Source organism: Paenibacillus sp. S28 (assembly GCF_016624415.1).
In the GTDB taxonomy this organism is placed as follows: Bacteria; Bacillota; Bacilli; order Paenibacillales; family Paenibacillaceae; genus Paenibacillus_AQ; species Paenibacillus_AQ favisporus.
Genome location: NZ_JACVTM010000006.1, coordinates 21866 through 48565 on the forward strand (window position 1 = coordinate 21866; position 26700 = coordinate 48565).

Consider the following 26700-nt stretch of genomic DNA (forward strand, 5'->3'; position numbering starts at 1 on the left):
ATGAATGCATTCCTCCGGGCCCTTCGGGACCCCGGTTGATTGAAATAAGGAGGTGGGAACATGGCAGTACCTCAACGGAGAACGTCCAAGACACGTCGTGACAAGCGTCGTACTCACTTTAAACTGGCAGTGCCGGGCATGGTGAAATGTGAACAATGCGGAGAATTGAAGCTTGCTCACCACGTATGCAAAGTGTGCGGAACGTATAAATCAAGAGAAATCATTTCGCAGTAATGCCAAAAACAATCAAGTAGTACTTCATCTTTGGTGAGGTGCTATTTTTTTTGTCACTTTCTTTTTGACCCGTCATGCTTTATACTACATTAGTACCAGGTTCTAATGAAAACTGTCCGGATTGATTCTTTTTTCCTGTGAATTCTATTGACGAACTTCATAGACTGTTTGTGTTCCACATTCATGGACGGACAAGACATGACAGGGAGGTGCCTCACATCGAACGGTTGCCCAAGAAGCAGCGGCATCAGCAGCTTTTGAAGATTATCGAACAAAATCCGTTTGTGACCGACCGCGAACTGACGCGGGAGCTGAAGGTCAGCATTCAGACGATCCGGCTTGACCGGATGGAGCTAGGCATCCCGGAATTGCGGGAACGAATGAAGCAGATGGCAGAGCACTCCTATGATCAAGTTCGCTCCTTGCAGCTTGATGAGGTTGTCGGGGATGTGGTGGATCTGCAGCTGGATAAGAGCGGCATTTCCATTTTTGAAATACGGGAAGAGCATGTGTTCACCCGAAACCATATCGCCCGCGGACATTATGTGTTCGCCCAGGCCAACTCGCTGGCAGTTGCTCTCATTAACGACGAGATTGCCTTGACCGCATCGGCAGACATCCGGTTTCTGCGGCAGGTTCATCTGGGTGAGAAGTGCATCGCCAAAGCCTATGTCCGGTCTATGGCCGGCCAGAAGGGAAAAGCCAAGGTTGAGGTGTTCACGTATGTGGGCGAGGAAATGGTGTTCCAGGGGAACTTTCTGATATACAGATCGACGGGCGAGGATAACAGCGAAGGAGGAGTACAGTATGCGGATCGCCATTGATGCCATGGGCGGTGACCATGCGCCGGAGTGCAACGTGGAAGGAGCTTTGGCTGCCGCCGCCGAATGGAAAGATACGCAGATCGTTCTGGTCGGGGACGAGCAGCGGTTGCTGCCGCTCCTGAAGCAAGGCGGAGGGACGGTTCCCTCCAATCTGACGGTCCATCATGCCGGTGAAGTGATCGAAGCCGAAGATGAACCGGTCAAAGCCGTCCGGCGCAAGAAGGATGCTTCCATGGTCGTGGCGGGACGGATGCTGAAGGAGAAGCAGGCGGAAGCCATGATTTCGGCAGGCAACACGGGAGCGCTGATGACGACCGGATTGCTGGTTGTCGGACGGATGGAAGGGATTGAGCGTCCGGCTCTGGCCCCTATGATCCCGACGCTTGACGAAGCCGGCGTGCTGGCCCTGGATCTGGGCGCGAATATGGACGCAAAGCCCGAGCATTTGGCGCAGTATGCGCTGATGGGCAGCCTTTATCGCGAGAAGGTGATGGGCGTGAAGAATCCACGGGTCGGCCTGCTGAACGTGGGCACCGAGCCAGGGAAGGGAAACGAGCTCACCAAGCTGGCGTTCCCGCTGCTGCAGGAGCTTCCGATCAACTTCATCGGCAACGTGGAAGCCCGGGATATTATGCTCGGGAGCTGCGACGTCCTCGTGTGCGACGGATTTGCCGGCAATATCTTGCTGAAGGCTGTGGAAGGAACAGCCGGCGCGATGTTCAAGCTGCTGAAGGAGCAATTCACTCAGAATATGCGCAGCAAGCTTGGGGCCGCCCTGCTTATGCCTCAGCTGCGTAATTTGAAAGGCAAGCTGGACTACAAGGAGCACGGGGGCGCCCCTCTGCTTGGCCTGAGCGGACTTGTCGTCAAGAGTCACGGCTCGGCGGATGGCAACGCCATCAAGAACGCGGTCCGGCAGGCCCGCGTTGCACTGCAGAATCAACTGGTTGAGAGTATATCCAAGGAAATCAGCGGGAAGTGAGTGACAAGAGAATGGAAAAATTACGTTCAGTAGGCATCATCGGCACAGGCAAATATGTTCCTGAGAAAATATTAACCAACAGCGATCTGGAAAAGATGGTAGAGACGAACGACGAATGGATCGTCTCCCGCACCGGGATCCGCGAGCGGCATATCGCTTCTCCGGAACAAGCGACTTCGGACCTGTGTTATGAAGCGGCCCTGAAGGCGCTGGAGTCCGCCGGGATGTCGGCTGAAGAGCTGGACCTGATCGTTGTCGCAACCATCACCCCGGATACGTTCTTTCCGTCAACGGCCTGCATTCTGCAGGACAAGCTCGGCGCCAAGCAAGCCGCCGCGTTCGACCTGTCCGCTGCCTGCTCCGGCTTCGTCTACGGACTGGCGACGGCGAGCAATTTTATCAAGACCGGCATGTACAACAACGCTTTGGTCATCGGCGCCGACACGCTGTCGCGGATTACGGATTATACCGACCGCAACACCTGCGTGCTGTTCGGTGACGGCGCGGGAGCCGTCATCCTGGGCGAAGTTCCCGAAGGCCGAGGATTTCAGTCCTTTGACCTCGGAGCCGAAGGGGCAGGCGGTACGCTGCTGAAACTGGAAGCTGGCGGTTCCAGACTGCCGGCGTCCCAGGAAACGCTCGAAGGCAAGAAGCACTACATTTATATGAACGGGCGCGAAGTGTTCAAATTTGCGGTCCGCGTTATGAATACGGCCACGGAAGACGTCCTGCGCAAGGCCGGCAAAACGAAGGCCGATATCGACCTGTTCGTGCCGCACCAGGCGAACATCCGTATCATTCAGTCCGCCATGGAGCGCCTCGACCTTTCGCCGGATAAATGCGTCATCAACGTAGATAAGTACGCCAATACGTCGGCGGCTTCCATTCCGCTCGCACTGGTGGAAGCGGCGGAGGAAGGCCGGATGAAGGAAGGCGACTGCGTGCTGATGGTCGGCTTCGGCGGAGGATTGACCTGGGGCGCATCCGTGCTGATCTGGTAATCATATGATTATGTGAATGATCAATCGATAGCTTACAAAGTGAATTGGCTTATTCAAGCAATACTATAGAAGCTTTGCATCAAGAAGTATACGAGAGGAGCCTGAGCAATGGGGAAAGTTGCGTTTGTGTTTCCCGGACAAGGGGCCCAATCCGTCGGAATGGGTAAAGATTTCTATGATGCGGTTCCCGCTTCCCGCCGCATTTTCGAAAGCGCGGACGAGGTGCTGGGATTCCCGATGACGAATATGATTTTTGAAGGTCCGGACAGTGAGCTGAAGAAGACCTTCAATACGCAGCCTGCGCTCCTGACGGCCAGCGTTGCGGCGTTCGAGGCGGTTCGCGAACAAGGCGTTACTCCTGACTTTGTCGCCGGACACAGCCTGGGTGAATACAGCGCCCTGGTGGCTTCCGGCGTGCTGAGCTTTGAGGATGCGGTAGGAACGGTCCGGGCGCGCGGCGAATTTATGGAGCAGGCGGTTCCGGGCGGACAAGGGGCCATGGCCGCCGTGCTCGGTGCCGAACGCGAAGCGCTGGCCGAGCTGTGCCGCAGCATCACGGCTGAAGGACATCTCGTGGAGCTGGCCAACCTGAACTGCCCGGGGCAGATCGTCGTCTCCGGCTCGAAAGAGGGCGTCGCCCTTGTGGGCGAGCGCGTGAAAGAAGCCGGAGGAAAAAGAGCGATCCCGCTTGAGGTAAGCGGACCTTTCCATTCCTCGCTGATGAAATTGGCTGCCGAGAAGCTGGGCGGGAAGCTGCAGCCGCTTCACTTCGATGAACCGGCCATTCCCGTGATTGCGAACGTGACGGCCCGTCCGGCCGCGTCTGCCGAGGAAATCCGCGGATTGCTGGTGGAGCAGGTATACTCTCCCGTGCTGTGGGAGGATACGGTGACCTATCTCATCTCCCAAGGGGTGGATACGTTTGTCGAGATCGGTCCCGGAAACGTGCTGACCGGCTTGATCAAAAAGACGGATAAATCCGTCAAGCTGATTAACGTAAGCAGCCTGGACAGCCTGGAGACGCTCAAGGCCAGTCTTGAACAATGATTACGCAATAAACTTTGGGTATACTCTAGGAAAGGAGGAATGGGTATGTCTAAGCCTTTACAGGGACAGACAGCACTCGTTACCGGCGGCTCCCGCGGGATCGGCCGCAGCATCGCGCTTGCGCTGGCCGAAGCCGGGGCTAACGTAGCCGTCAACTATTCGGGCAGCGAAGCGGCCGCCAAGGAGGTTGCGGAGCAGATCCGTGCGCTTGGCGTGGAGGCGATCACCGTTCAAGGCAATGTCGGTAAAAGCGAACAGGCCGAGGATCTCGTTAAAGAGGTCATTGCAGCGTGGGGCAAAATCGATATTTTGGTCAACAATGCGGGGATTACCCGGGATAACTTGCTGATGCGCATGAAAGAGGAAGAATTCGATCAGGTGATCGAAACGAATCTGAAGGGCGTGTTCAACTGCCTGAAGGCGGTCAGCCGTCCGATGATGAAGCAGCGCTACGGCCGGATCATCAACATTTCATCGGTCGTCGGCGTTCTGGGCAACGCCGGGCAGGCCAATTACGTCGCCGCCAAAGCGGGGGTAATTGGCCTAACCAAATCGTCTGCGCGTGAGCTCGCCTCGCGTGGCATCACCGTTAACTGTGTCGCACCAGGTTTTATTGATACCGATATGACACGAGAGCTGCCTGAGGATCTCCGGGCGAAGATGCTGGAAGACATTCCGCTCGCCCGCCTCGGACAGCCTGAAGAAATTGCCAAAGTCGTGGTTTTCCTAGCGACGGAAGGGGCATCCTACATGACAGGGCAGACGCTTCATGTGGATGGCGGTATGTACATGTAATACCGGAAATCTAGGAAAAACAGCGAGATAACCGTTTTCATTGCCTCTATGGCATTTTGAAAACTTTTCTCGTATAATACCAAAGAGGAGGTGAACCGGATGTCCGATGTATTGGAGCGTGTAAAACGCATTGTCGTCGATCGCTTGGGTGCTGACGAAGCCGAGGTTACACTGGAAGCATCTTTTAAAGATGATCTTGGTGCTGATTCTCTCGACGTTGTTGAACTGGTGATGGAATTGGAAGATGAATTCGATCTGGAAATCTCTGATGAAGATGCAGAGAAAATTACGACCGTAGGTGAAGTTGTAAACTACATACAATCTCATACCTAAGTCATTTGATAAGTCCCGTACTGCTCTTACAGGCGGGACTTCTCCTCATTTTCCAAGTGAATCGGCTTTACAAATAGGATAATTGATTTTGCAGATGCTGTTTATATAGAGGTGAACTTATTGATGCACAGAGTGGTTGTTACCGGGATGGGTGTTGTTACGTCACTGGGCCACGATTTGGACACTTTCTGGAATAACCTGATGGAAGGCAAATCCGGTGTGTCTCAGATCGAATCCTTTGATGTCAGCGACTACCCTACACAGATTGCCGCTTCGGTGAAAGACTTTAATCCCGAGGCGTATATGGACCGGAAGGATGCGCGCAAGATGGACCGATTCGTCCAGTTTGCCGTTGTCGCCGGCAAAGCGGCCCTTGAGCACAGCGGGCTGGATATTCAGAAGGACTCCGATCCGAACCGGGTGGGCGTATCCATCGGTTCCGGCATTGGCGGCCTCGGAACCTGGGAAGACCAGCATAACGTTTTGCTGGAGAAGGGACCGAAGCGGGTCAGCCCGTTCTTCATCCCGATGATGATTGCGAACATGGCCTCCGGTCAATTGTCGATCATGCTGGGCGCCAAAGGCCCGAACACGACGCCTGTGACGGCATGTGCGACCGGATCGCACGCTATCGGCGACTCGTACAAGCTGATCCAGCGCGGCGATGCCGACGTGATGATCTGCGGCGGAGCTGAAGCGACCATCCGGCCGACGGGAATGGCCGGCTTTTGCGCTATGCGCGCCATGTCCACCCGCAATGACGAACCGGAGAAAGCGAGCCGTCCGTTTGACACCGGCCGTGACGGATTCGTCATGGGTGAAGGTGCAGGGATTCTCGTTCTGGAATCGCTGGAGCACGCGCAAAAACGCGGGGCCAACATTATCGCCGAAGTGATCGGCTATGGGCTGAGCGGCGACGCTCACCATATGACCGAGCCCGATCCGGACGGACCGGCGCGCTGCATGTCTATGGCGATGCGCGATGCGGGCATTCAGCCGGAGGACGTAGACTACATCAACGCGCATGGCACGTCGACGCCGGTTGGAGACCGTTCCGAGACGATCGCGATCAAGAAAGCGCTGGGAGACCATGCATACAAGGTTGCGGTCAGCTCGACGAAATCGATGACGGGCCACCTGCTGGGAGCTGCTGGCGGCGTTGAAGCGGTCATTTGCGGCCTGTCGCTGCAGAACCAGATGCTGGCGCCAACCATTAACTTGGACAACCCGGATCCGGAATGCGATCTGGATTATGTTCCGAACGTTGCACGAAAGGCTGATTTGGACGTTGTCATGTCTAACTCTTTTGGATTCGGCGGTCACAACGCCACTGTAGTCCTGAAGAAATTCGAGCAGTAAGGGGACGATTTGTTGAGTGGAGATCTGAAGCAGTTACAACAGAAACTTCAAATCCAATTTCACAATCGGCTGCTGTTGAAGCAGGCTTTTACCCACGCTTCCTACGTCAATGAGCACCGTTTCAGCCAGCAGCAGGATAACGAGCGCCTGGAATTTCTGGGCGACGCCGTGCTGGAGCTGACGGTTTCCGAGTATTTGTACAACCTGTTTCCGAACCGGCCCGAAGGAGAGCTGACCAAGCTGCGTGCGGCGATCGTCTGCGAACCGTCGCTGGTGAAATTTGCCGAGCAGCTGGAGTTCGGGCAGTACGTTCTGCTGGGAAAAGGTGAAGAGCTGACCGGCGGAAGAACCCGCCCGGCCCTGCTTGCGGATGTGTTTGAATCGTTTGTAGGAGCGCTGTACCTTGACCAAGGCCTGGAAGCGGCGCGGGCGTTTCTGGACCGCTACGTGTTCCCGCTGCTGGAAGAGGGCGGCAAAGTGCACATGAGCGATTTCAAGACAGAGCTGCAGGAGCTGACGCAGCACCATAACATGGGCGTTCTGGAGTACCGGATTGTGGAAGAACGCGGTCCGGCGCATGAACGCGAGTTTGTCTCCGAGGTGTATATGGGGAATGAGCGTGTGGGAAGAGGATCGGGCCGCTCGAAGAAAGAGGCGGAGCAGCAGGCTGCGGCCGAAGCGCTGAAGCAGCTGAAGCTGGCCGGTAACGGCTCCCTGTAAAGCATGGACAAACAAAGAGCAAAGAGCAGTCGCCTTTCGGATGGATGGCAGGAAGAGCCTTCAGACTGCTTTTTGCTCTTTATTCATTGGGAATATGCTTGTCCTCGCAAGCTGCAATGTTGTGGTATTATTAGGTTTAGAGGTGATTGAGGGAATATGTTTTTAAAACGGATCGAATTAGCCGGTTTCAAATCGTTTGCCGACAAAACGGAAATGGAATTTGTCCGCGGAATTACGGCTGTCGTCGGTCCCAACGGCAGCGGCAAGAGCAACATTTCCGACGGCATCCGCTGGGTGCTCGGGGAACAGAGTGCCAAGTCGCTGCGCGGGGGCAAGATGGAGGATATTATCTTTGCGGGAAGCGATGCGCGCAAAGCCGTCAATTTCGGCGAGGTGTCGCTGACCCTGGATAATGAGGATCATGCCCTGTCCCTCGATTTCAACGAGGTGACTGTGACGCGCCGTGTGCACCGCAGCGGAGACAGCGAATATTTTATCAACAAGCAGTCCTGCCGCCTGAAGGACATCACGGAGCTGTTCATGGACACAGGCATCGGCAAAGAGGCATATTCCATTATCGGTCAGGGCCGGATCGAGGAGATTTTGAGCACCCGGTCCGAAGACCGCAGAGGTATTTTTGAAGAGGCATCGGGTATCGTTAAATATAAATCCCGCAAAAAGGACGCCGTCCGCAAGCTGGATGAGACCGAGCAGAATCTGGTTCGGATCCACGACCTGGTCGTTGAGCTGGAGGATCAGATCGGCCCGCTGAAGGAGCAGTCCGAGAAGGCGATCCACTATAAACAGCTGCGGGAGCAGCTGAAGCATAAGGAAATTTCGCTCTACGTGTACCAGATCGAGCAGATTCATGCTGCCTGGAGCGAAGCGAATGCCAAGCTCGCCGTGCTGCAGGAAGAACAGCTTCAGCTGTCCACCGTCGTGTCGGCGCATGACGCCAAGCTCGAGAGCGACCGCGCCCAGCTCCGCAAGCTGGAGGAAGAAGTGGAGACGCTGCAGGGTGATCTGCTTCAGTACAGCGAAGCTTATGAGAAAAGCGAAGGCTATGCGGAGGTGCTCCGCGAACGCAAGCGGAACCTGGAAGCGAACCGGGAGCAGCTGGCCGGGTCGCTGACGGCAGGGGACGAGAGATTCGAAGACCGCAAAGCGGAAATCGACCTGCTGAAGTCCAAGCTGGAAGCTTCGCGGGACGAGCTGAAGGCGCTTCGGGATCAGCTGTCGGCCGAAGAATCGAAGCTGGCCGGCGTGACTGGAGGCATCAGCCAGCAGCAGGAAGAAACGTTAAAGGGTACGCTGCTGGAGCTGATGAACCAGATGGCGCAGACCCGCAACGAGATCCGCTATGCGGATCAGCAGCAGGAGGCGCTCTCCCGCCGGATGAACCGTGCCGCGGAGGAAACCGGCAAGTGGGAAACCCAGAAGGAGGAGCTGCTGAAGCGTAAGCAGCAGCTGGATTCGGCCATCGGGAAGCTGGGCGGGGAAATCCGCGAGCTGCGCGGCGGGTACATAAGCGAGAGCGAGCGGTATCAATCGCTGCAGCGGCTTCTGGACGAGAGCCAGGGCACGCTCCGCAAATGGGAGCAGAAGCGCGAAGCTCAGGTATCCCGCCGGGATACGATGAAAGAGATGGCCGATGATTTTGACGGCTTTATGCTGGGCGTCAAGGAAGTGCTGAAAGCGTCCCGGCGCTCCATCCTGTCCGGCGTGCACGGGGCTGTGGCCGAGCTGATCCGCGTGCCTGAGAAGCTGGAGCTCGCGATGGAAACCGCGCTTGGCGCATCCCTTCAGCATATCGTCATGGATAATGAAGCGGTCTCGCGCCAGGCGATCTCCTTCCTGAAGCAGCGGCAGCTCGGCCGCGCGACCTTCCTGCCGCTCGACGTCATCCGGCCCCGCAACATTTCGGGGGGTGACCGTTCGATGGTGGAAGGCGTTGAAGGCTTCGTCGGCATCGGGGCCGACCTGGTGCAGTTCGACGGTCGGTATGCGCCGGTCGTCGGCAGCCTGCTCGGCAACGTTATCATCGCGGAAAGCCTGGAAGTGGCGAACCGGATTGCCGCCAGATGCCAATACCGCTACCGGGTCGTCACGCTGGAAGGTGACGTCGTCAATGCCGGCGGTTCGATGACAGGCGGCAGCCAGCATAAGAAGAACAGCAGCCTGCTCGGGCGCAAGCGCCAGCTGGACCAGCTCGATCAGGAGATCAACGATACGGAGGTTCAGCTGCGCAAGCTCCGCCAGAGCATTCAGGAGGTCAAGGTTCAGCTGACCGAAACGCAGGCCAAGCTGGACGAGCTGCGCCAGTCCGGCGACGAGAAGCGGATCGAGGAGCAGCGCTTGTCCAGCGACCTGAAGCAGCTGGAGCATGAGCTGCGGCATGTGCTGGAGCAGGTGGAAGTGGCCGATCAGGAGAAGACCGGCTTTAACGAGGAGAACAAGGAGCTTGAGGAAGCCCGGGCGAATGCTGTCAAGAAGCTGGCCGAGCTGGAGGAAGAAGAAAAGGCGACGCATCAGGCCATCCAGGCTGCCGAATTTGCTCGCAAGGCGAGCGAATCGGCGAAGGAGGAGCTGCAGAGCCAGCTTACCCAGCTTAAAGTCAGGGAAGGCAAGCTGGATCAGGAATGCTTCTCCTTGGAAGAGCAGTTAAAACGAATGCAAAGCGAATTCAATTCGCATGATAAAGAGCTGCGCCAGACGAAGACGCTGCTCGCTTCGATCGAGGCGGATCTGGAGACGAACGCGAAGGAATCCATCCAGCAGATCGAAGATTTGAACCGGTACCGGCTCAAGAAGGAGCAGGCATCCGAGCAGCTGGACTTCAAGCGGGCGGCTCGGACGCAGCTGTCGAAGAAGCTGGAGCTGGAAGAGAGCGAAACGAAAGAGCAGCGGACGCGCCTCAAGGCCGTGGAGGATCAGCTGCGCCAGACCGAAATCGGCGTGAACCGGCTTGACGTGGAACTGGAGAACATTCTGAAGAAGCTCAGCGACGATTACGAGCTGAGCTACGAGCTGGCCAAGCAGCGCTATCCGATTCCGGAGGACGTGCCTGCGGTCCAGACCGAGGTGCGTGAGCTCAAGCGGGGCATCACCGCACTGGGCGACGTCAACCTCGGCGCGATCGAGGAATACCAGCGGGTCAACGAGCGGTACGAATTCCTGAATGAACAGAAGCAGGATCTGGTGGAAGCGAAGACGACGCTCTATGAGGTCATCCGCGAGATGGACGACGAAATGTCGAAGCGGTTCAAGCATACCTTTGACGCCATCCGCCGCGAGTTCGGTACCGTCTTCGTGAAGCTGTTTGGCGGCGGCCGGGCGGATCTGGTGCTGCTGGATCCGGAGCATCTGCTCGAGACCGGCATCGATATCGTGGCCCAGCCCCCGGGCAAAAAGCTGCAGAACCTGCAGCTGCTCTCCGGCGGGGAAAGGGCGCTGACGGCGATGGCGCTGCTGTTTGCGATTTTGCAGGTCAAGCCGGTGCCGTTCTGCGTACTGGACGAGGTCGAAGCCGCGCTCGACGAAGCGAACGTGACGCGGTTCGCGCAGTATCTCCGTGAGTTTTCCGAGCAGACCCAGTTTATCGTCGTGACCCACCGCAAGGGAACGATGGAAGAAGCCGACGTCCTGTACGGGGTTACGATGGAAGAGGGCGGCGTATCGAAGCTGGTGTCCGTGCGGCTGGAAGACGACGAAGCGGAAATTGCTTAAGCATATTCAACCTTAGAGATGGAGGAGACCTATGAGCTTTTTCAGAAAGCTGAGAGAGAGCATTTCAAGCAAGACCGAATCCGTAACGAAGCAGTTCCGGGACGGATTGGAAAAAACGCGCAAAGGATTCGTGGAACGGGTCACCGACCTGATGACGCGCCGCAAAAAGATCGACGAGGAGTTCTATGAGGAGCTCGAGGAAATTCTGATCGGCGCGGACGTTGGCGTGAACACGGTCATGGAGCTGATCGACGATCTGCGTGCCGAAGTGAAGAAGCAGCGGATCGAAGACGCGGTGGAGCTGCAGCCGATCCTTTCGCAGAAATTGATGGAGCTGCTGCGCGGCGATGACGACAACGCGCTCCGCATGAACGAAGACGGCATTACCGTCATCCTGTTTGTCGGGGTCAACGGCGTCGGCAAGACGACGACGATCGGTAAGCTCGCCCACCGGTTTAAGCAGGAAGGCAAGAAGGTGCTTCTTGCCGCCGGCGATACCTTCCGTGCCGGGGCGATCGAGCAGCTCGAAGTGTGGGGCGAACGCGCAGGCGTAGAGGTCATCAAGCAGCATGCCGGCTCCGATCCGGCTGCGGTCATGTTTGACGCGGTTCAGGCTGCCAAACAGCGCGAGGCGGATGTGCTGATCTGCGACACGGCGGGACGCCTGCAGAACAAAACGAACCTGATGGAGGAGCTGAACAAAATTTTCCGCGTCATTCAGCGGGAAATTCCGGGTGCTCCGCATGAGGTGCTGATGGTGCTTGACGCAACAACGGGACAGAACGCCCTCAGCCAGGCCAAGCTGTTCGGGGAGAAGAGCGGGGTCACCGGCCTTGTCCTGACGAAGCTTGACGGTACGGCGAAGGGCGGCATCGTCGTGGCAATCCGCCAGGAGCTCAACCTTCCGGTGAAGCTCGTGGGCCTTGGCGAGAAAATGGAGGATTTGCAGCCGTTTGATTCCCAGCAGTTTGTACATGCCCTTTTCGCCGGACTGATCCAGGAGCAGGAGGCGGAAGGCGCAGCGCAGGATGAAACGCTGCACTGATCCGTGTACGGCAGGGATACTTGCATAAAAAACAAACAAAAAGAAGGATGGCATGCAGCCACCCTTCTTTTTTGCGTTGGGCCGAGCAAAGTGCCTCCAGCCTTACCGCATCTTTGGCTTCAAACAGAGCAATCAGACATTCTTGGAGTCTGACTGTGAACACCGCTTGAATCGACGAGTCTGCGGGTCGCCGTTCAAAAGCCGCGTCCCGTCAAACCCGTCAAACCTGTTACCCGTTAATCCGTCAGCACTCTGACAAACTCGACCGACCGGAGCGGCACAATGGCCACATCCCCCGGTGGGCCGTACATAACCGGCGGAACCTTCAGCATCAATGAAGCGTCGTTAACCGAGATGAGCGTGCCGGTGATCATGTCGCCTGGCGTCATGACTTCGACTTCCGAGTTTGTGAAGCCGCGAACCAATTCTTTGAAATCCATGGTCGTTCTCCTTTCGAATGGAATTGATTGTCATTAGTTACTGAACCGAAGTAATCCGGCTGAACGGAATGATCAGCAGGTCGCCGCCGCTCTCGCGGAGTTCGACCGCGTCTTCAGCTACCGTCAGCACGACGCCCTGTAGGGTAGCGCTGGCTGTATCCACCCGGACCTCGCTGCCGATCTTGCCTGCGAAGTAGGCGTGCAGCTCGGGATTGTCCGTGATGCCCGTCATGACTTCTTCTTCCAGTCTCGCAACGCGGTCCGCCAGCGACTCTAACTCCTCGATCCGTCGGGCCAGCCGTCTGATTTCCTCCTTAAGCTCCTTCCATTCCCACAAGTGCTCATTCAGCTTTGCTTCAATCTGACGCACGTCATCCTTCACATGATGCAGCTCATGGCTTAGATGCAGGATCTGATCATGCAGCTGTCGGATCCGGATTTTCCAATGCCTATGATTCCAGAAAAACGTCATGGCTCCCATTCTCCTCCTTTAATTCATTGGCAGTTGCTTTCCCGAAAGGGACTATGATCGGTAAGACTCGATTTCTTCCTTCAGCCGACGCAGCTGATGCAGGCTTTCACGCTCCGCGCGGCGGATCGCCTTTTCCTGCAGCTTTATTTCTTTGGGACTTTCCTCCAGAAACGCGTCGACCCTGTTTTGCAGATCTTCGTAAGGCAGCTTGTAATCGCAGTAGTATTTTTTCATCCCGAACGCATCCAGCAGGCTCTCAACCTTGCGCATTTGGCTCAGGGCGAATACCGGTTTCCCGGCGCGCAGGGCGACCAGGGCGGGGTGGAGCTTGTAGGTGATCAAATAATCGACCGACTGGATATAGCTGTACGTCAGGTCTAATTCCATCAGCAAAGGCAGCGTTTCGGCGGATGCCCCCGGGAGGGCCTCCTTGATCCGGGAGAGCATTTGCTGGCAGACCGTAAGGTCCGAGTAAATATTAGTGGGGTGGTTGATCACGGGGATAAACACAAGGTGGTAACCCTGCCGGATCAGGTGGAGCGACAGCTGCAGCATATTTTCAAACGGGAACGAAGGGTAAGCAAACAGGCACAGGCCGATGGTCGGCCGGCTGGAGAATCGTTTGACTGGATAGTCAGGCTGCCTGTACGCAAATACGATATCGTGGGCCTGCTGAACATGCTGATGGAATCCGGCTCTTTGAGCGATATCGGCCGAACGGCTGTCCCGGAATACGGCCATTTGCGCCGTGCGGATATAATTCCTGTATTTCGCAACCTGGTCCGCAGGCCAGCTGGATTCCGGGTAGTTGTCCACGATGCCGACGCCGTACAGCCATTTAGGGTGGTTCTTGAGCGCATCCGGAAAATAATAAGGGTTATACGAATACGGCGTGATCAAGTCCCCGCCCCCGATAATGACGTGGTCGGTTTGCGCCGGATCGAGACGGCTGGTCCACGGGTACACCACATGGCTATCGAATACCTGCTGCAGCGTTCTCAGAAAAAGATCGTCACCGAAGTTGCCCATGCCGTAATAACCGCATACTCCAATGTTCAACGATAAACGCCTCCTTTCATTAAGACATTGGCCCGCTCTTGCGCCGCAGCGTGTCCATAATGACCTGGTGCGCGGCTTCGCCCCGGTCTTCCCAGCGGTTGCTCCGCGCATATTCGATCCGAGCCAGCCGCTGTTCACGGGAGTCGGGCTCTTCCAGCATCCGGCCCAGCTTGGCGATAAAATCGTCGTGTGTGGTCGCCGTCGTAACATGGGGTTCCATGCGGATGCATTCCGGAAGCGCCGTCGACAGTACAGGCACACCTGATGCCATATATTCATAAGCTTTTACAGGATTGGTTGCCAGGGTAATGGGGTGATACTGAAAAGGGATTAACGCGACGTTGATATGCTGAAGATATTTTTTGAGCTCGGTGTGAGGCTTCTCGCCAAGCACATGAACATTCGGAAGCCTCGCATAGTCGGGGATATCGCCGTAGGCGGCACCGATGGACACGAAATGCACGTCCGGATAGTGCGACGCCATCTTCGCGAACAGATCGTGATCGAGCCAGTAGGCCCAGGCGCCGATATAGGCGGCGACTTTCCCCTGCGGCAGGTCATGAGGGCGCTGGGACGGGGCGGGATCGAAGAAGGAAGCATCAGCTCCGTTCGGGATCAGCGTTACCGGTTTATCAGGATAGGCCAGCTCCAGGCGCATCCGGATGGATTCGGCTGTGCAGACCAAATGGTCGGAAGCATCCACCATCTTGACTTCATACTTGGCCCAGTGCGGAAACTCATCACAGCAATCATAAATGATGGCATCCGGACGGTAGAGGGAAGTCAGACGTGTGCGCTGTTTGGCCCAGGTGGTCCAGCCCACGACCGCATGGTCTTCGCGAAGCTTCTTCAGCTTCTTCATATATGCGTGATGGTCGGTGAACAAAAACACGTTCGGCTCCACTTCTATGAATTCACGGTTCAGCGGCGCCAGGTTTTCAAAGAATACGAGGTGGCCTCTGGTCCCAAGCTGAGTCATGAGCTGCTGCGGTCGCTGTTTCATGTACTTCCAGTTCATCGTTTTCGGATAAATAATGATTGCCATAGTTTACATACCTCCTTTCAACCAGCCGCTTACAATATATGCTTTGATAGCTTTATAGAATTGGATGAAAGGACCAATTACAGGCGAAATGGGGAAAGAGCCCGGCCGACACGAATCGCATGTCAGTCCATCATGAGCCCCGCCATGGGATAAGCCCAGGGAAAGTGGAAATGCGGGCGGCTTGGAGGTTATAATGGTGAAAATAAAAGGATTGATGAAAGGGTTGTTTATGGCTAATACACACACTTATACCCGGAAGGAAGAAGTGGCGAACGCCATTACCCACGGCATCGGGGCACTGCTCAGCGTTGCCGCATTGGTGCTGCTGATCGTATTTTCCACCATGAAGGGGACGGCATGGCATATCGCCAGCTTTTCGATCTACGGGACGACGATGCTGATTTTGTACATCAACTCCACTTTGGTACACAGCTTTAAGGAGGGCAGGGTCAAGGATCTGTTCGAAATTTTTGACCATTCCTCGATTTACTTGTTCATTGCGGGCTCGTATACGCCGTTTATGCTGGTTGCGATCCGGGGACCGCTGGGGTGGTCGCTGTTCGCTACCGTATGGGGGATTGCACTGCTCGGCTGCGTTTTCAAGGCATTTTTTACGAAGCGATTTCTGTTTATGTCCACGATTTTCTATATTATTATGGGGTGGATGGTCGTGCTTGCCTGGGGGCCTCTGACGGCTGCCGTGGCTTCGGGAGGCATCTGGCTGCTGGCTGCCGGCGGGATCCTGTACACGCTTGGTACCATTTTTTACGTGTGGAGGGGCTTTCCGTATCACCATGCGATCTGGCATTTGTTTGTGCTGGGCGGGAGCGTGATGCATTTCTTTGCGGTGCTGATCTATCTGCTTCCTTGGTCGTAAAGATAGAAACAAGAAACTTTTCAAGATGACAAGGATATTTGCTTGACATCTTTCTTTGTTTTCTGTATGATAAGGAACGTTAAAGAACTGTAAAGTGTTTTTCCTTGACGAAGGGAGTGTCCCTCAGTGAGTCAGGAGAATCGGCTCGAGAAGACGAATCGAATCAACCTTTTGTTTGATTTCTATGAACAGCTGCTGACAGAGAAGCAGCAGACGTTCCTTAAATATTACTTTCATGACGATTTCTCCCTCGGGGAGATTGCAGCCGAGTTCGACATCAGCCGTCAGGCCGTCTATGAGCATATCAAGCGGGCAGAGCAGGTGCTGGACATGTATGAAGAGAAGCTGGGACTGCTGCAGAAGCATGAGCAGCGCAGCCAAGAACTTGAGCGGCTGCAGAGCATTACGGAGTCCAGCAGCATGTCTGAATCCGATAAAACGAGAATATATCAAATCATAAATCAATTGCAGCAATTGGAATAAAGCGTTAGAAGGAGGTGGCGGTTCATGGCATTTGAAGGATTGACGAGCCGACTGCAGAACGTATTCAGCAAGCTGCGCGGCAAAGGCAAGGTGTCCGAGGATGACGTTAACGAAGCGATGCGCGAGGTGCGTCTTGCGCTCCTGGAAGCTGACGTTAACTTTAAGGTCGTCAAGGATTTCGTCGCCAAGGTGAAAGAGAAGGCCATCGGTACCGAAGTGATGGAGAGCTTCACGCCGGGCATGGTCATCATCGACATCGTTAATAAAGAACTGACCGAGCTGATGGGCGGAAGCCAGGCGAAGCTGGCGAAGGCGAACAAGCCACCGACCGTCATTATGATGGTAGGTTTGCAAGGGGCCGGTAAGACGACGACATCAGGCAAGCTGGCGAAGCTGTTGCAGAAGCAGAACCACCGTCCGCTGATGGCGGCGGGCGATATTTACCGCCCTGCGGCGATCAAGCAGCTTCAGGTGCTGGGTGACCAGATCGGCGTACCGGTATTTACACTCGGCGACAAGACAAGCCCGGTGGAAATCGCAAAGCAGGCTTATCAGCATGCCAAGGATAACGGGAACGATTATCTGATCATCGATACGGCGGGCCGCCTGCATATCGATGAAGAGCTGATGGAAGAGCTGCGCCAAATCCACAGCGAGGTGAAGCCGGACGAGGTGCTGCTGGTTGTGGACGCGATGACAGGCCAGGATGCCGTCAACGTCGCGGATCACTTCAACAAGCAGCTGGATCTGACGGGCGTCGTGCTGACCAAGCTCGACGGCGATACCCGCGGCGGTGCCGCGCTGTCCGTTAAGGCTGTAACCGGCTGCCCGATCAAGTTTGCGGCGCTTGGCGAGAAGATCGACGCGCTGGAGCCGTTCCATCCGGAGCGGATGGCTTCCCGGATCCTCGGCATGGGCGACATGCTCTCGCTGATCGAGAAAGCCCAGTCGAATATCGACACGGAGAAAGCCAAGGAAATGGAACGTAAAATGCGCAACGCCGAATTTACGTTCGACGATTTCCTGGAGCAGATGGAGCAGGTGAAGAAGCTTGGCCCGATCGACCAGATCATGGACATGATCCCGGGGATGGGCAAGCTGAAGCAGACCAAGGATTTGAAGGTCGACGAGAAGCAGATGGGCCGCATTGAGGCGATTGTCTTCTCGATGACGAAGGCCGAGAAACAGAATCCGGATATCATCAACCACAACCGCCGCAAGCGGATTGCGACCGGCAGCGGCACATCGCTCGCCGAGGTCAACCGGCTTATCAAGCAGTTTGACGAGATGCGCCGGATGATGAAGCAGTTCTCGGATATGATGGGACCGAAGGGTCCGAAGGGCAAGGCTTTAAAGCAGCTGAAAGGATTGGCCGGCAAAGGCGGCATGAAGTTTCCTTTCCGTTAATCACTGCATTTGTATATAGACAGCCGCCTCTCCGCTAGGGGGAAGGGTTGTCACCCAGAGATTATTTTGTTGAAGGAGGTGAATTTCGTGGCAGTACGTATTCGTCTGAAACGCATGGGTGCTCATAAAGCTCCTTTCTACCGTATCGTGGTATCGGATTCCCGTTCCCCACGTGACGGCCGTTTTATCGAAGAAATCGGTTACTACAATCCGGTCAACCAACCGGCTGACGTAAGAATCGATGAAGATAAAGCACTGGCGTGGCTGCAAAACGGTGCGCAAGCATCCGACACAGTCCGCAACCTGCTGAGCAAAGCAGGAGTGATGAAGAAGTTCCATGAGCTCAAGCAGCAGAAATAATGACTGATCGTGAGGGTTATCTATGGAAGAATTAGTTGGTGTTATTGCTAAGGCTTTGGTGGATCATCCTGAAGAGGTGGCTGTGAAGACGGTGGAGAAGGATCACCTGATTGTCTATGAACTGACCGTGCATCCCGAGGATGTGGGGAAGGTTATCGGCAAGCAGGGCCGGATCGCCAAGGCGCTTCGAACAGTCGTGACTTCTGCAGCAGTCAAAATGGATAAACGCGTGACCGTGGATATCATATCTTAAAGATATACGAAAGGGGGTTAGGATGCATGTCCTAGCCCTTTTTCGTACATGCTGAAGATTATATAATAGATCCGTGCAATACAAGCGCGCCGAAGCGCTGGCGCCACGAAGCTAGGAGGAGAACATGCCGGAAACACTTTATAAGGTTGGCAAAATCGTCAACACCCATGGCATCAAGGGAGAAATCAAAGTGTTGTCGTACACGGATTTTCCCGAGGTCCGTTTCGCCAAGGGGAGCGAGCTCATGATCGTTCCGGAGAACGGGGGCAAGCCGGTCGACGTGACCGTCGATTCGTCCCGCCTTCATAAAAATATGTACATCATCAAATTGGACGGCTACGACAATATTAATGATGTGGAGAAATTTAAGGGCAGCATGCTGAAAGTTGGCAAGGAACATCTCGTGGAGCTGCCGGAAGACGAATATTACTTCCACGAAATTATCGGCTGCAGCGTCGTGACCGACGAAGACAAGGAGCTTGGGGTTGTGACGGAAATTTTGACGCCAGGCGCGAACGACGTATGGGTGGTCCAGCCAAAGGGCGGCAAGAGTGTCCTCATCCCTGTCATCGATGATGTCGTCCTTGACGTAGACATTCCGAACCAAAAAATACTCGTTCATATTATGGAAGGACTGCTGGACTAATGAGAGTGGATGTGCTGACCCTGTTCCCGGAAATGCTGGATGGGGTTTTCCGGACAAGCATTCTCGGCAAGGCCCAGGAGAAAGGAATCATCTCGCTTCATACCGTCAATTTCCGGGATTACTCTGGGAATAAGCACGGTACGGTTGACGATACGCCTTATGGCGGAGGCGGGGGTATGGTTTTGAAGCCGGAGCCGATCTTTGCGGCTGTCGAGGATCTGCTTGAGAAAGCGGGACAACAGGCCAAGCCAAGAGTCATCCTGATGTGCCCGCAGGGGGAAACCTTTTCCCAGAAAAAAGCGGAGGAATTCGCGAAGGAAGAGCATTTAATCTTCATTTGCGGTCATTATGAGGGATACGACGAGCGGATTCGCGAGCACCTCATCACTGATGAGCTGTCGATCGGCGACTACGTCTTGACCGGAGGCGAGCTTCCGGCGGCGGTCGTGATCGATGCGGTCTCCCGGCTGCTGCCCGGCGTGCTGGGCAACGAAACGTCGGCCGTGACCGACTCCTTTAGCACCGGGCTGCTGGAATACCCGCACTATACCCGCCCGGTGGAGTTCCGGGGCTGGAAGGTGCCGGACATGCTGCTGAGCGGTCACCACGCGAACATCGAGGCTTGGCGCCGGGAGCAGGCGCTGAAGCGAACGCTGGAGCGGCGGCCAGACCTGTTGGATGAGGTGGAGCTGACCGACCGGGACCGCAAGACACTGGAAAAGCTCCGCAGGCTGAAAGATACCGATGGCGGACTTGAATAACCGAGCTGTAAAACCACGGCCCCTGGGTTCTGCAAGGGAGTGGTTTTTTAGCGTCAGATGCGTTAGTCTGGATATAAGGTTGTCTGAAATATGAGGATCAAGACGTGAGCATTTCAGTAAATATGAACATGACAGGAGGATATTATGGATTATAAAGCATATTTTCAAACCCATCGCGATCAGCATCTGAACGAACTGAAGGAATGGTTGTCCATTCCGAGCATTTCCGCATTGTCCGAGCATAAGCCGGACGTTAAGCGGGCGGCAGAATGGTTGGCGGAGACACTCAAAAAGGCCGGCCTTGAAAACGTGAAAATCCACGAAACAAACGGCCACCCGATCGTCTACGCGGACCATCTGCATGCACCGGGACAGCCGACGGTTCTCGTCTATGGGCACTATGACGTGCAGCCGGTAGACCCGCTGAACTTGTGGGATACCCCACCATTCGAGCCGGCCGAACGCGACGGCAAGCTGTACGCCAGAGGGGCAACGGACGATAAGGGGCAGATCTTTTTACATATTAAGGCGGTGGAAGCGATTCTTCAGCAGGAGAAGCAGCTTCCGGTCAACATCAAGTTTTGCGTAGAGGGGGAGGAGGAAGTCGGAAGCCCGAACCTTCCGAAGTTCCTGGAGGCTCAGCAGGAGCTGCTGAAGGCCGATGCGGTTCTGATCTCAGATACGTCCCTGCTGGAAAAAGGAAAACCGGCGATCTGCACCGGGCTTCGCGGTCTGTGCTCACTGGAAGTTCATGTCCATACGGCCAATACAGATCTTCACTCCGGCAGCTACGGCGGGGGCGTCCCGAATGCGCTGCATGCGATGGTCAGCCTGCTCGATTCCCTGCATGATGCCGAGGGCCGCGTGACGGTGGAAGGCTTCTATGAAGGCGTTCCGGAGCTTACGGAGGCGGATCATGCCGAGTTTGCGAAGCAGTCCGGAGACGAGAACAAGCTGAAGCGCGACCTTGGGCTTGACGAGCTGTACGGGGAAGAGGGATACACGTTCGCCGAAAGAACGGGCGCCCGCCCGACCCTTGAGTTGAACGGCGTCTATGGCGGATTCCAGGGCGAAGGCAGCAAAACGGTCATCCCGAAGGAAGCCCATGCGAAGATTACATGCCGTCTGGTGGGACATCAGGATCCACAGGACATCTTGAACAAAATCGAAAAGCATATCTACAGCCACGTACCGACGGGCGCCAAAGCAACCGTCATCCAATTCGAGAAGGGCAATGCATTTACGATCGATCCGTCCACACCGATTCTGCAAAAGGCTGCGGAAGCCTACGAGGAAGTATACGGCACGCGTCCCGTATTTACGAGAGACGGGGGCTCCATCCCGATCGTGGAGACGTTCTCTCGTGTACTGGCCGCTCCGGTCGTATGCATGGGCTTTGGCCTTCCCGACGAAAACCTGCATGCGCCTAACGAGCACTTTAACCTGGAAAACTTCGATCTTGGCCTGCTGACCATCGTCGATTTTCTGAAAAGAGTGTAACGACTTCCTGAATAAGGAGTCCTGAAAAGGATTATAATGAATGAAATCGCCGGATCGAGAGCTGTCAGCTCGGATCCGGCGATTTTTATATTAGCCTTCAAGAAGAAATAGTCTGGATCGAACCGTATGCTGATGACTTCCATGGTAATCCCACATCACTACGGACAGTGGAACCTAAATATTCCGCATTGAAATTTTATAACACAATCAATATAATTGTTATGTAATAATATTTTATAACGAGACGTATGAGTCTTTTTGCTACAATCCTTATCCCGGTTGAAGAGCAGCAGCTAAAGACGGGTCGAATGACATGAAATATCCCCATGGACAAGATGTTTTGCAGAACTCGTTTGCACGTACGATCCACAGTAGAAGGAGGAGTTATATTGAAGATCATTCCGATGGATGCCGAATGGCTTGATGCGATGTGTGACCTTTGGAACGGGGAACTGGGCGGCCATTTTCCGATGCGCAGGGAACTGATGAAGCAAAATACTTTTGAAGATGTGAACGTGTATGGCTCCGCTTCCGGGCTGGCCGTTGACGGGGAGGGCCGTCTGCTTGGGTTCGTGATCGCCAAGAAGTGGCAGGAGCCGGCGCGCGAAATGCAGCTGGGTGACGGCGGCGGATGGATACAAGCCATCGTCGTCCGCCGCGATGCTCAGGGTCAGGGCATAGGGTCAGGGCTGCTCAGTCATGCCGAGAACGCCTTGCGCGAAGCCGGAGCGGTATCGGCCAGCATCGGGCGGGACCCGTGGCACTATTTTCCCGGGGTGCCGCTCGCACTGCCGGAGGTTAAGTCATGGTTTGCGCGCCGCGGGTACGAATACCTGTACGAGGTGTTCGACCTGGTGAACGAAACCTCGGACGATGGCCTAGAGCGGCCCGAGTATCGGGATGGAGCCTTCGCCCGCCTGCTTGTCGCGGGAGACCGTGAAGAGATGCTCCGATTCTTCAAGCGGTGCTTTCCGGGACGCTGGTATTACGAGGCGCAGTGCTATTGGGAACGGGGAGGGCAGGGACGGGAATTCGTCGGCCTGTTCCTTGGGGACGAAATGATCGGCTTTTGCCGCGTGAACGACGGCGAGTCCCCGCTGATTGCCCAGAATACTTATTGGGCGCCGCTGTTCAGTGAACCGCTTGGCGGCATCGGGCCGCTTGGCGGCATCGGGCCGCTCGGCGTGGACGACCGGTTCCGCGGGAAAGGCTACGGGCTGGCGATCGTTCAGGACGGAGTCGCGGAGCTGACGGCCAGAGGCGTGAAGCACCTGGTGATCGATTGGACGGAATATGTGGATTTTTATGCCAAACTTGGTTTTCGGACGTGGAAAGGATATAATATCGGCAAAAAAGCACTGATGTAGCTCCCAGAAGGAGGATGATGCATGAATCCGGCAAAAGCAATTTGGAGGTTCTTTTTTCCCAAGGAGCGGATCCTGATCTTCACATCTTTCGACGCAGACAGCTATGCGAGGGCCAAGTCCAGACTGCTGAGCGGAGGGATCCGCCACCGCTCGCGCATCGTGAGCCAGCCGACCGGCCGGGACACCTTTACCGGCCGGGGAATGACGCAGTACGACTTGTACGTGGCCCAGGAGGATGAGCATGCCGCAAGGCAGCTCCTGTAGTCACAAAGCGGATGGTCAGAGCTGCGAAGAAGCGGTAACTGCCATTTTCGCAGCTCGGAGACAACCAGCCCCCGGCAAATGGCCGGGGGCTGGTTGTGGCTGTGGTGTATGGGCGGCTATTCGTCCAGCTTGGCAATCGTGGTAAATACGTCGTACAGCTTCTGATCCGGGTGCTGGCGCTCGGTGTGCTTTTCCACAAACTCCGTCAATTGCTCAAAAAATGCTTTGGCTTCCTCTTCCGTCAAATAGACCTCGGAGTGGGACAGGTTACCGGCAGGCTCCTCCTGGTTCTGGGCCTTCAGAAACTTACGCTTGCTCTCCTCATACAAATCCTCCAGCAGCTTTTGCGTTTCGGAACGGAAAATTTTCTGGGCCGCCTCATCAATGTCCTTGCTGCGCTTAATCCGTACGGATCCTTTGAAGGCTTGATAATATTTGGCCGTGATTCCGTTGATTTGCTTGGTGTGCACAAGGACAATTAACCCGATGCTCTCCAGCTTTTTGGCGTGATAGTAGACTTTGGCCGGAACCTCGCCGAGTTTGTCAGCGATATCTTTGATCGTCATTGGCTGGTCGGCCTTCTGAAAGCAGCTTAATATTTTCAAACGGTATGGATCGGAATAAATCCGGATCTCCTCGATCGTGCTTAGTTCTTTGGTCTCCAATGTTGTGCACCTCTACATTTCCCGTATCTTGTTTTCCGGATCGTTTATCCCCATTATAAGCCGAGATGGCTTCCGAGCACAAAATGTTTCCAACGCTCTAGATTTTCATAAACCCTTTCTGGCTCCACAGATAGACCCCCGGTATCAGCATCAGCAGCCCAAAAACGAGGTACAGCACGTGGACCCCGACGAATGCTCCGGCCCAACCGGCCAGCAGGCTTCCGACGGGAATGGCGCAGGTGCAGATCGTGCTCGACAGCGCCCCGACCCGGCCAAGCATCGCTTTGGGGGTGACTTCCATCATATAGGTGGATACCGGCGTGTTTACAAACGAAATGGCGAATCCCATGCCAAAGCAAAAGGCGGCCGCGGCATAGAGAGGATATTCCCTTATAAGGGCGGGGACGTAGAGAAGGCTGTACGCAACCCCGAGCAGCAAAAATCCGAACACGATCAGACTGCTTTTGCGGTAAGCGGAGCCCTTCTGGCTGATCCACAGGCCGCTGATAATCATGCCGGTAATCAGGGCGATGCCGATCAAACTGAGTCCGTATGGGCCCGAGTGGAGTATTTGTTTGACATAAACGGGCTCAAGCACGTTTTTAGGCGTGAGGCACAGATTCACGAATGCGGCCGAAAGCATGGTCATCATCATCAGCTTGTGGCCTTTAACGAACTTCAGGCCGGTTTTAAACTGGCTCCAGTAGGACGGGCTTTCCTCTGTCTGCATAAGACCTGCGTCGTTATCGTCTTCCTGCCCGTGATCCCGGTCGATGCGGATCCAGACGTACAACAGGGCGGCCAGCAGAAAAGACAAGGCGTCGATCAGCATCGCTCCGGAAATGCCGAACATGGCGATCAAGCCGCCGGCTGCGGCCAGACCGGCAAGCTCTGCGGTGCGGGAGGCAGACGACGTCAGTGAGTTGCCGCTGAGCAGCAGCTCCTTGGGCAAAATGCGGGGAACGAGGGACATCTCCGCCGGCGTGGAGAAGCATTCGAGCGTAGAGTTGATGAACGTAAAAATAAACAGATGCCACGGCTGCAAGTCTCCTATGAAATAGAGCAGCGCCGTCACGGTTACGGTGATGCCCCGGCCGGCATTCGTCACGATCACGACCTTTTTCTTGGACCAGCGGTCGACCAGGACGCCGGTAAACATACTGAAAGCAATGCATGGAACGAAGTTGATGGCGTACAGTGTTCCCATTAGCAGCTCGGAGCCGGTAAGCAGGTAGACCATCCAGCTGTAGGCGATGGAATCCACGGAATCCCCGAATCGTGAAATGATTTTGGCGGTGATCATCATTAGATACAACTTGTGTTTCACTAGCCTGCGCACACCTTGATTCTGCTGAAGCAATACGGTTTCGCTCATGAAAGGACATCTCCATTCAATTTTTATTAACGTTAAAATTATTTTAATGATAAATTTATTTTAACGTCAACTCCGATTTTGGCAAGAAGTTTTTTAAGATTATTGAATTAATAAATTTCAGCGAAGCTGAACCATTCTATAATCGCAAGAAAAACTTCCTTTAAACGCGGTCTGTCTTCTTTGAAGGTACGTCGATAGACGTTTTTCTTACAATTGGGTCAGCCTATTTTTCGGTGTGAAGTATCTGTTTTTGGGAGAGAGAGACTTTGCTATTTTTTCAACCGAGGGGCAGCGCAACAACTGAAAGATTTATAGTTGCAAAGGATGAAACAAATATGCTACAATAAATGCTGTTGTGTGGAATACGGTGGTCCGCTGCGGATGATGAAGGAAAACAGAGGGTTTTCCGGAAGAGGCAAGAACACCTGTACGGAAGGAGGAGTCCTAAATGAACATCCTACAAGAGATTACCAAAGAACAGCTTCGCACCGACATCCCTAGCTTTCGTCCTGGCGACACTTTGAAAGTGCACGTTAAGGTTATCGAGGGATCCCGCGAGCGTATCCAGTTGTTCGAAGGTGTTGTGATTAAGCGTCGCGGAGGCGGCATCGCTGAGACTTTTACTGTGCGTAAAATCTCTTACGGTGTTGGGGTAGAAAGAACTTTCCCAATCAACTCGCCAAAAATCGAGAAGATCGAAGTGGCTCGTTACGGTAAAGTACGTCGCGCCAAACTGTACTATCTTCGTGAACTGCGCGGTAAAGCAGCAAGAATTAAAGAGATTCGCCGTTAATCAGCGAACAACGCTAAAGGGCTTGATTTCAAGCCCTTTTCGTTTTAGGATAAAAAAGGCGTAAATAGATGAACGAACCAAGTGACAGACCGCGAGAAGCGGAGTTTTTTCTGGTGATCACGAATGCCTTTTCGCTTCGCTGGTCCAAAGAAAGCATACACGGCTCCGTAATGGGAGCTTTTCTTTTCGGCAAAACTAGGAGAGGGCGGTGGATATATGCAGCAGGACATTCAGAGCGATGCGGTGGAACTGAAGGAAGAAGATCATAAACCACCTAAAAAAGGGAAAAATGAAGTCGTAGAATGGCTGAAAGCGATCATCATTGCCCTGATTTTGGTGGCACTGATCCGCTGGCTTCTCTTCAAACCGTTTATTGTGGACGGACCCTCCATGCAGCCAAACTTTCATACAGGCGAGCGGTTGATCGTCAATGAAATATTGTACGATATCCGGGCTCCGCATCGTGGAGAAGTTATCGTGTTCCATGTTCCGTCCGAAGGCAAGGATTTTATCAAACGCGTGATTGCCGTCGCAGGCGATACCGTCAAGGTGGAAGGCGACACGGTAACCGTGAACGGCAAAAAAGTCAATGAAGCCTACATACAGGGTGCCATCGATGCAAGCCATAAAGCAGGCCAGATGTATAATGACAAAGATTTTCCAAACAGCGCGTTTCCGGATGGCAAGGTTCCCGAAGGTCATGTGTTCGTGATGGGGGATAATCGGTCCGACAGTACGGACAGCCGGATGATCGGTTATGTGCCGCTCGGGGATATCGTCGGACGGGCTGACCTCATCTTCTGGCCGGTGAAGGACATCCATTTGATCAACCATTAATGAACGCGGAATGAGGCTGTTTGCGGACAA

At 54.8% G+C, this 26700-nt stretch carries 29 protein-coding genes; 23 read left to right on the forward strand and 6 right to left on the reverse strand.

The window, feature by feature from the left end; genetic code table 11:
* The first annotated feature begins 60 nt into the window (after positions 1 to 60).
* The 11 genes from rpmF to ftsY all read left to right on the forward strand — a co-directional run bounded on the left by rpmF (position 61) and on the right by ftsY (position 12066).
* Complete coding sequence (rpmF, locus tag IAE55_RS15810; protein WP_036645943.1) at positions 61 to 234, forward strand: 50S ribosomal protein L32; 174 nt, start codon at positions 61 to 63, stop codon at positions 232 to 234.
* Between the two features lie 227 nt (positions 235 to 461).
* Positions 462 to 1058 (forward strand): transcription factor FapR, encoded by a 597-nt coding sequence (fapR, locus tag IAE55_RS15815; protein WP_076168257.1) that lies wholly within the window; start codon positions 462 to 464, stop codon positions 1056 to 1058.
* A complete protein-coding gene (gene plsX, locus IAE55_RS15820; protein ID WP_105443654.1) occupies positions 1042 to 2040 on the forward strand; it encodes a phosphate acyltransferase PlsX in 999 nt (332 codons plus the stop codon). The genes fapR and plsX overlap by 17 nt, the downstream gene beginning before the upstream one ends.
* Positions 2041 to 2051: 11 nt before the next feature.
* Positions 2052 to 3041, forward strand: coding sequence for a beta-ketoacyl-ACP synthase III (locus IAE55_RS15825; protein ID WP_144025357.1), 990 nt, complete (start codon positions 2052 to 2054; stop codon positions 3039 to 3041).
* A gap of 108 nt (positions 3042 to 3149) precedes the next feature.
* On the forward strand, positions 3150 to 4088 hold the full coding sequence (gene fabD, locus IAE55_RS15830) for an ACP S-malonyltransferase (RefSeq protein WP_200633242.1): 939 nt from the start codon (positions 3150 to 3152) through the stop codon (positions 4086 to 4088).
* Between the two features lie 45 nt (positions 4089 to 4133).
* Positions 4134 to 4883: a 3-oxoacyl-[acyl-carrier-protein] reductase gene (gene fabG, locus IAE55_RS15835; RefSeq protein WP_105443653.1), complete on the forward strand. Its 750-nt coding sequence runs from the start codon at positions 4134 to 4136 to the stop codon at positions 4881 to 4883.
* A gap of 99 nt (positions 4884 to 4982) precedes the next feature.
* Positions 4983 to 5216: an acyl carrier protein gene (acpP, locus tag IAE55_RS15840; RefSeq protein ID WP_019638123.1), complete on the forward strand. Its 234-nt coding sequence runs from the start codon at positions 4983 to 4985 to the stop codon at positions 5214 to 5216.
* Between the two features lie 120 nt (positions 5217 to 5336).
* Positions 5337 to 6575 carry a beta-ketoacyl-ACP synthase II gene (gene fabF, locus IAE55_RS15845; protein ID WP_200633243.1) on the forward strand — a complete coding sequence of 413 codons (1239 nt, stop codon included), beginning with the start codon at positions 5337 to 5339 and terminating at the stop codon, positions 6573 to 6575.
* A 12-nt stretch (positions 6576 to 6587) separates the two neighbouring features.
* The gene (rnc, locus tag IAE55_RS15850) at positions 6588 to 7295 is read left to right on the forward strand and encodes a ribonuclease III (RefSeq protein ID WP_076168242.1); all 708 of its coding nucleotides are present in this window, start codon (positions 6588 to 6590) and stop codon (positions 7293 to 7295) included.
* A 156-nt stretch (positions 7296 to 7451) separates the two neighbouring features.
* Positions 7452 to 11021 (forward strand): chromosome segregation protein SMC, encoded by a 3570-nt coding sequence (gene smc, locus IAE55_RS15855; RefSeq protein WP_105443651.1) that lies wholly within the window; start codon positions 7452 to 7454, stop codon positions 11019 to 11021.
* Positions 11022 to 11052: 31 nt separating this feature from the next.
* On the forward strand, positions 11053 to 12066 hold the full coding sequence (ftsY, locus tag IAE55_RS15860; protein ID WP_105443650.1) for a signal recognition particle-docking protein FtsY: 1014 nt from the start codon (positions 11053 to 11055) through the stop codon (positions 12064 to 12066).
* Positions 12067 to 12302: 236 nt separating this feature from the next.
* Here ftsY and IAE55_RS15865 read toward each other — a convergent pair whose 3' ends face one another.
* From IAE55_RS15865 to IAE55_RS15880, 4 genes are read right to left on the reverse strand one after another with little or no spacing between them, the layout of a single operon-like run.
* Positions 12303 to 12506, reverse strand: coding sequence for a hypothetical protein (locus IAE55_RS15865; RefSeq protein ID WP_105443649.1), 204 nt, complete (start codon positions 12504 to 12506; stop codon positions 12303 to 12305).
* A gap of 37 nt (positions 12507 to 12543) precedes the next feature.
* Positions 12544 to 12978: a hypothetical protein gene (locus IAE55_RS15870; RefSeq protein ID WP_234489606.1), complete on the reverse strand. Its 435-nt coding sequence runs from the start codon at positions 12976 to 12978 to the stop codon at positions 12544 to 12546.
* Between the two features lie 51 nt (positions 12979 to 13029).
* The gene (locus tag IAE55_RS15875) at positions 13030 to 14037 is read right to left on the reverse strand and encodes a polysaccharide pyruvyl transferase family protein (protein WP_200633244.1); all 1008 of its coding nucleotides are present in this window, start codon (positions 14035 to 14037) and stop codon (positions 13030 to 13032) included.
* Between the two features lie 19 nt (positions 14038 to 14056).
* Positions 14057 to 15082 (reverse strand): glycosyltransferase, encoded by a 1026-nt coding sequence (locus IAE55_RS15880; protein WP_200633245.1) that lies wholly within the window; start codon positions 15080 to 15082, stop codon positions 14057 to 14059.
* Between the two features lie 229 nt (positions 15083 to 15311).
* Between IAE55_RS15880 and trhA the strand changes: the two genes are divergently transcribed.
* The 10 genes from trhA (at position 15312) to IAE55_RS15930 (ending at position 23000) form a co-directional block, all read left to right on the forward strand.
* Positions 15312 to 15959 carry a PAQR family membrane homeostasis protein TrhA gene (trhA, locus tag IAE55_RS15885; RefSeq protein ID WP_145156731.1) on the forward strand — a complete coding sequence of 216 codons (648 nt, stop codon included), beginning with the start codon at positions 15312 to 15314 and terminating at the stop codon, positions 15957 to 15959.
* Positions 15960 to 16085: 126 nt separating this feature from the next.
* Positions 16086 to 16442 carry a putative DNA-binding protein gene (locus IAE55_RS15890; RefSeq protein ID WP_089546527.1) on the forward strand — a complete coding sequence of 119 codons (357 nt, stop codon included), beginning with the start codon at positions 16086 to 16088 and terminating at the stop codon, positions 16440 to 16442.
* Positions 16443 to 16466: 24 nt separating this feature from the next.
* Positions 16467 to 17849, forward strand: coding sequence for a signal recognition particle protein (ffh, locus tag IAE55_RS15895; protein ID WP_200633246.1), 1383 nt, complete (start codon positions 16467 to 16469; stop codon positions 17847 to 17849).
* An 87-nt stretch (positions 17850 to 17936) separates the two neighbouring features.
* Positions 17937 to 18209 (forward strand): 30S ribosomal protein S16, encoded by a 273-nt coding sequence (rpsP, locus tag IAE55_RS15900; RefSeq protein ID WP_105443645.1) that lies wholly within the window; start codon positions 17937 to 17939, stop codon positions 18207 to 18209.
* A 22-nt stretch (positions 18210 to 18231) separates the two neighbouring features.
* Complete coding sequence (locus IAE55_RS15905; RefSeq protein ID WP_076168224.1) at positions 18232 to 18462, forward strand: KH domain-containing protein; 231 nt, start codon at positions 18232 to 18234, stop codon at positions 18460 to 18462.
* A gap of 124 nt (positions 18463 to 18586) precedes the next feature.
* Positions 18587 to 19108, forward strand: a complete 522-nt coding sequence (rimM, locus tag IAE55_RS15910; RefSeq protein ID WP_200633247.1) for a ribosome maturation factor RimM — start codon at positions 18587 to 18589, stop codon at positions 19106 to 19108.
* A complete protein-coding gene (gene trmD / locus IAE55_RS15915; RefSeq protein ID WP_105443643.1) occupies positions 19108 to 19869 on the forward strand; it encodes a tRNA (guanosine(37)-N1)-methyltransferase TrmD in 762 nt (253 codons plus the stop codon). The genes rimM and trmD overlap by 1 nt, the downstream gene beginning before the upstream one ends.
* Before the next feature lie 144 nt (positions 19870 to 20013).
* Positions 20014 to 21369 carry a dipeptidase gene (locus IAE55_RS15920; RefSeq protein WP_200633248.1) on the forward strand — a complete coding sequence of 452 codons (1356 nt, stop codon included), beginning with the start codon at positions 20014 to 20016 and terminating at the stop codon, positions 21367 to 21369.
* A gap of 389 nt (positions 21370 to 21758) precedes the next feature.
* Positions 21759 to 22736, forward strand: coding sequence for a GNAT family N-acetyltransferase (locus tag IAE55_RS15925; RefSeq protein ID WP_200633249.1), 978 nt, complete (start codon positions 21759 to 21761; stop codon positions 22734 to 22736).
* A 21-nt stretch (positions 22737 to 22757) separates the two neighbouring features.
* A complete protein-coding gene (locus IAE55_RS15930) occupies positions 22758 to 23000 on the forward strand; it encodes a hypothetical protein (RefSeq protein ID WP_076168215.1) in 243 nt (80 codons plus the stop codon).
* Positions 23001 to 23116: 116 nt separating this feature from the next.
* On the opposite strand, the gene IAE55_RS15935 is transcribed toward IAE55_RS15930, so the two are convergent.
* Positions 23117 to 23665, reverse strand: a complete 549-nt coding sequence (locus IAE55_RS15935) for a helix-turn-helix domain-containing protein (RefSeq protein WP_145021968.1) — start codon at positions 23663 to 23665, stop codon at positions 23117 to 23119.
* Between the two features lie 97 nt (positions 23666 to 23762).
* Entirely contained in the window at positions 23763 to 25040 is a 1278-nt protein-coding gene (locus IAE55_RS15940) for an MFS transporter (protein ID WP_200633250.1), read from the reverse strand.
* Positions 25041 to 25488: 448 nt separating this feature from the next.
* Between IAE55_RS15940 and rplS the strand changes: the two genes are divergently transcribed.
* Positions 25489 to 25833, forward strand: coding sequence for a 50S ribosomal protein L19 (gene rplS / locus IAE55_RS15945; protein WP_076168209.1), 345 nt, complete (start codon positions 25489 to 25491; stop codon positions 25831 to 25833).
* Positions 25834 to 26049: 216 nt separating this feature from the next.
* Positions 26050 to 26670, forward strand: coding sequence for a signal peptidase I (gene lepB / locus IAE55_RS15950; RefSeq protein ID WP_105443639.1), 621 nt, complete (start codon positions 26050 to 26052; stop codon positions 26668 to 26670).
* Positions 26671 to 26700: the final 30 nt, after the last annotated feature.

Bases quoted from the DNA above. Each gene is read 5' to 3' on its own strand.
- fabG (WP_105443653.1), top strand. From the start codon at position 4,134: ATGTCTAAGCCTTTACAGGGACAGACAGCACTCGTTACCGGCGGCTCC.
- rimM (WP_200633247.1), top strand. From the start codon at position 18,587: ATGCCGGAAACACTTTATAAGGTTGGCAAAATCGTCAACACCCATGGC.
- lepB (WP_105443639.1), top strand. From the start codon at position 26,050: ATGCAGCAGGACATTCAGAGCGATGCGGTGGAACTGAAGGAAGAAGAT.
- IAE55_RS15920 (WP_200633248.1), top strand. From the start codon at position 20,014: ATGGATTATAAAGCATATTTTCAAACCCATCGCGATCAGCATCTGAAC.
- IAE55_RS15930 (WP_076168215.1), top strand. From the start codon at position 22,758: ATGAATCCGGCAAAAGCAATTTGGAGGTTCTTTTTTCCCAAGGAGCGG.
- trmD (WP_105443643.1), top strand. From the start codon at position 19,108: ATGAGAGTGGATGTGCTGACCCTGTTCCCGGAAATGCTGGATGGGGTT.
- IAE55_RS15880 (WP_200633245.1), bottom strand. From the start codon at position 15,082: ATGGCAATCATTATTTATCCGAAAACGATGAACTGGAAGTACATGAAA.
- IAE55_RS15940 (WP_200633250.1), bottom strand. From the start codon at position 25,040: ATGAGCGAAACCGTATTGCTTCAGCAGAATCAAGGTGTGCGCAGGCTA.
- IAE55_RS15905 (WP_076168224.1), top strand. From the start codon at position 18,232: ATGGAAGAATTAGTTGGTGTTATTGCTAAGGCTTTGGTGGATCATCCT.
- ffh (WP_200633246.1), top strand. From the start codon at position 16,467: ATGGCATTTGAAGGATTGACGAGCCGACTGCAGAACGTATTCAGCAAG.
- rpmF (WP_036645943.1), top strand. From the start codon at position 61: ATGGCAGTACCTCAACGGAGAACGTCCAAGACACGTCGTGACAAGCGT.
- acpP (WP_019638123.1), top strand. From the start codon at position 4,983: ATGTCCGATGTATTGGAGCGTGTAAAACGCATTGTCGTCGATCGCTTG.
- smc (WP_105443651.1), top strand. From the start codon at position 7,452: ATGTTTTTAAAACGGATCGAATTAGCCGGTTTCAAATCGTTTGCCGAC.
- trhA (WP_145156731.1), top strand. From the start codon at position 15,312: ATGGCTAATACACACACTTATACCCGGAAGGAAGAAGTGGCGAACGCC.
- IAE55_RS15865 (WP_105443649.1), bottom strand. From the start codon at position 12,506: ATGGATTTCAAAGAATTGGTTCGCGGCTTCACAAACTCGGAAGTCGAA.
- rplS (WP_076168209.1), top strand. From the start codon at position 25,489: ATGAACATCCTACAAGAGATTACCAAAGAACAGCTTCGCACCGACATC.
- ftsY (WP_105443650.1), top strand. From the start codon at position 11,053: ATGAGCTTTTTCAGAAAGCTGAGAGAGAGCATTTCAAGCAAGACCGAA.
- IAE55_RS15825 (WP_144025357.1), top strand. From the start codon at position 2,052: ATGGAAAAATTACGTTCAGTAGGCATCATCGGCACAGGCAAATATGTT.
- IAE55_RS15870 (WP_234489606.1), bottom strand. From the start codon at position 12,978: ATGACGTTTTTCTGGAATCATAGGCATTGGAAAATCCGGATCCGACAG.
- plsX (WP_105443654.1), top strand. From the start codon at position 1,042: ATGCGGATCGCCATTGATGCCATGGGCGGTGACCATGCGCCGGAGTGC.
- fabD (WP_200633242.1), top strand. From the start codon at position 3,150: ATGGGGAAAGTTGCGTTTGTGTTTCCCGGACAAGGGGCCCAATCCGTC.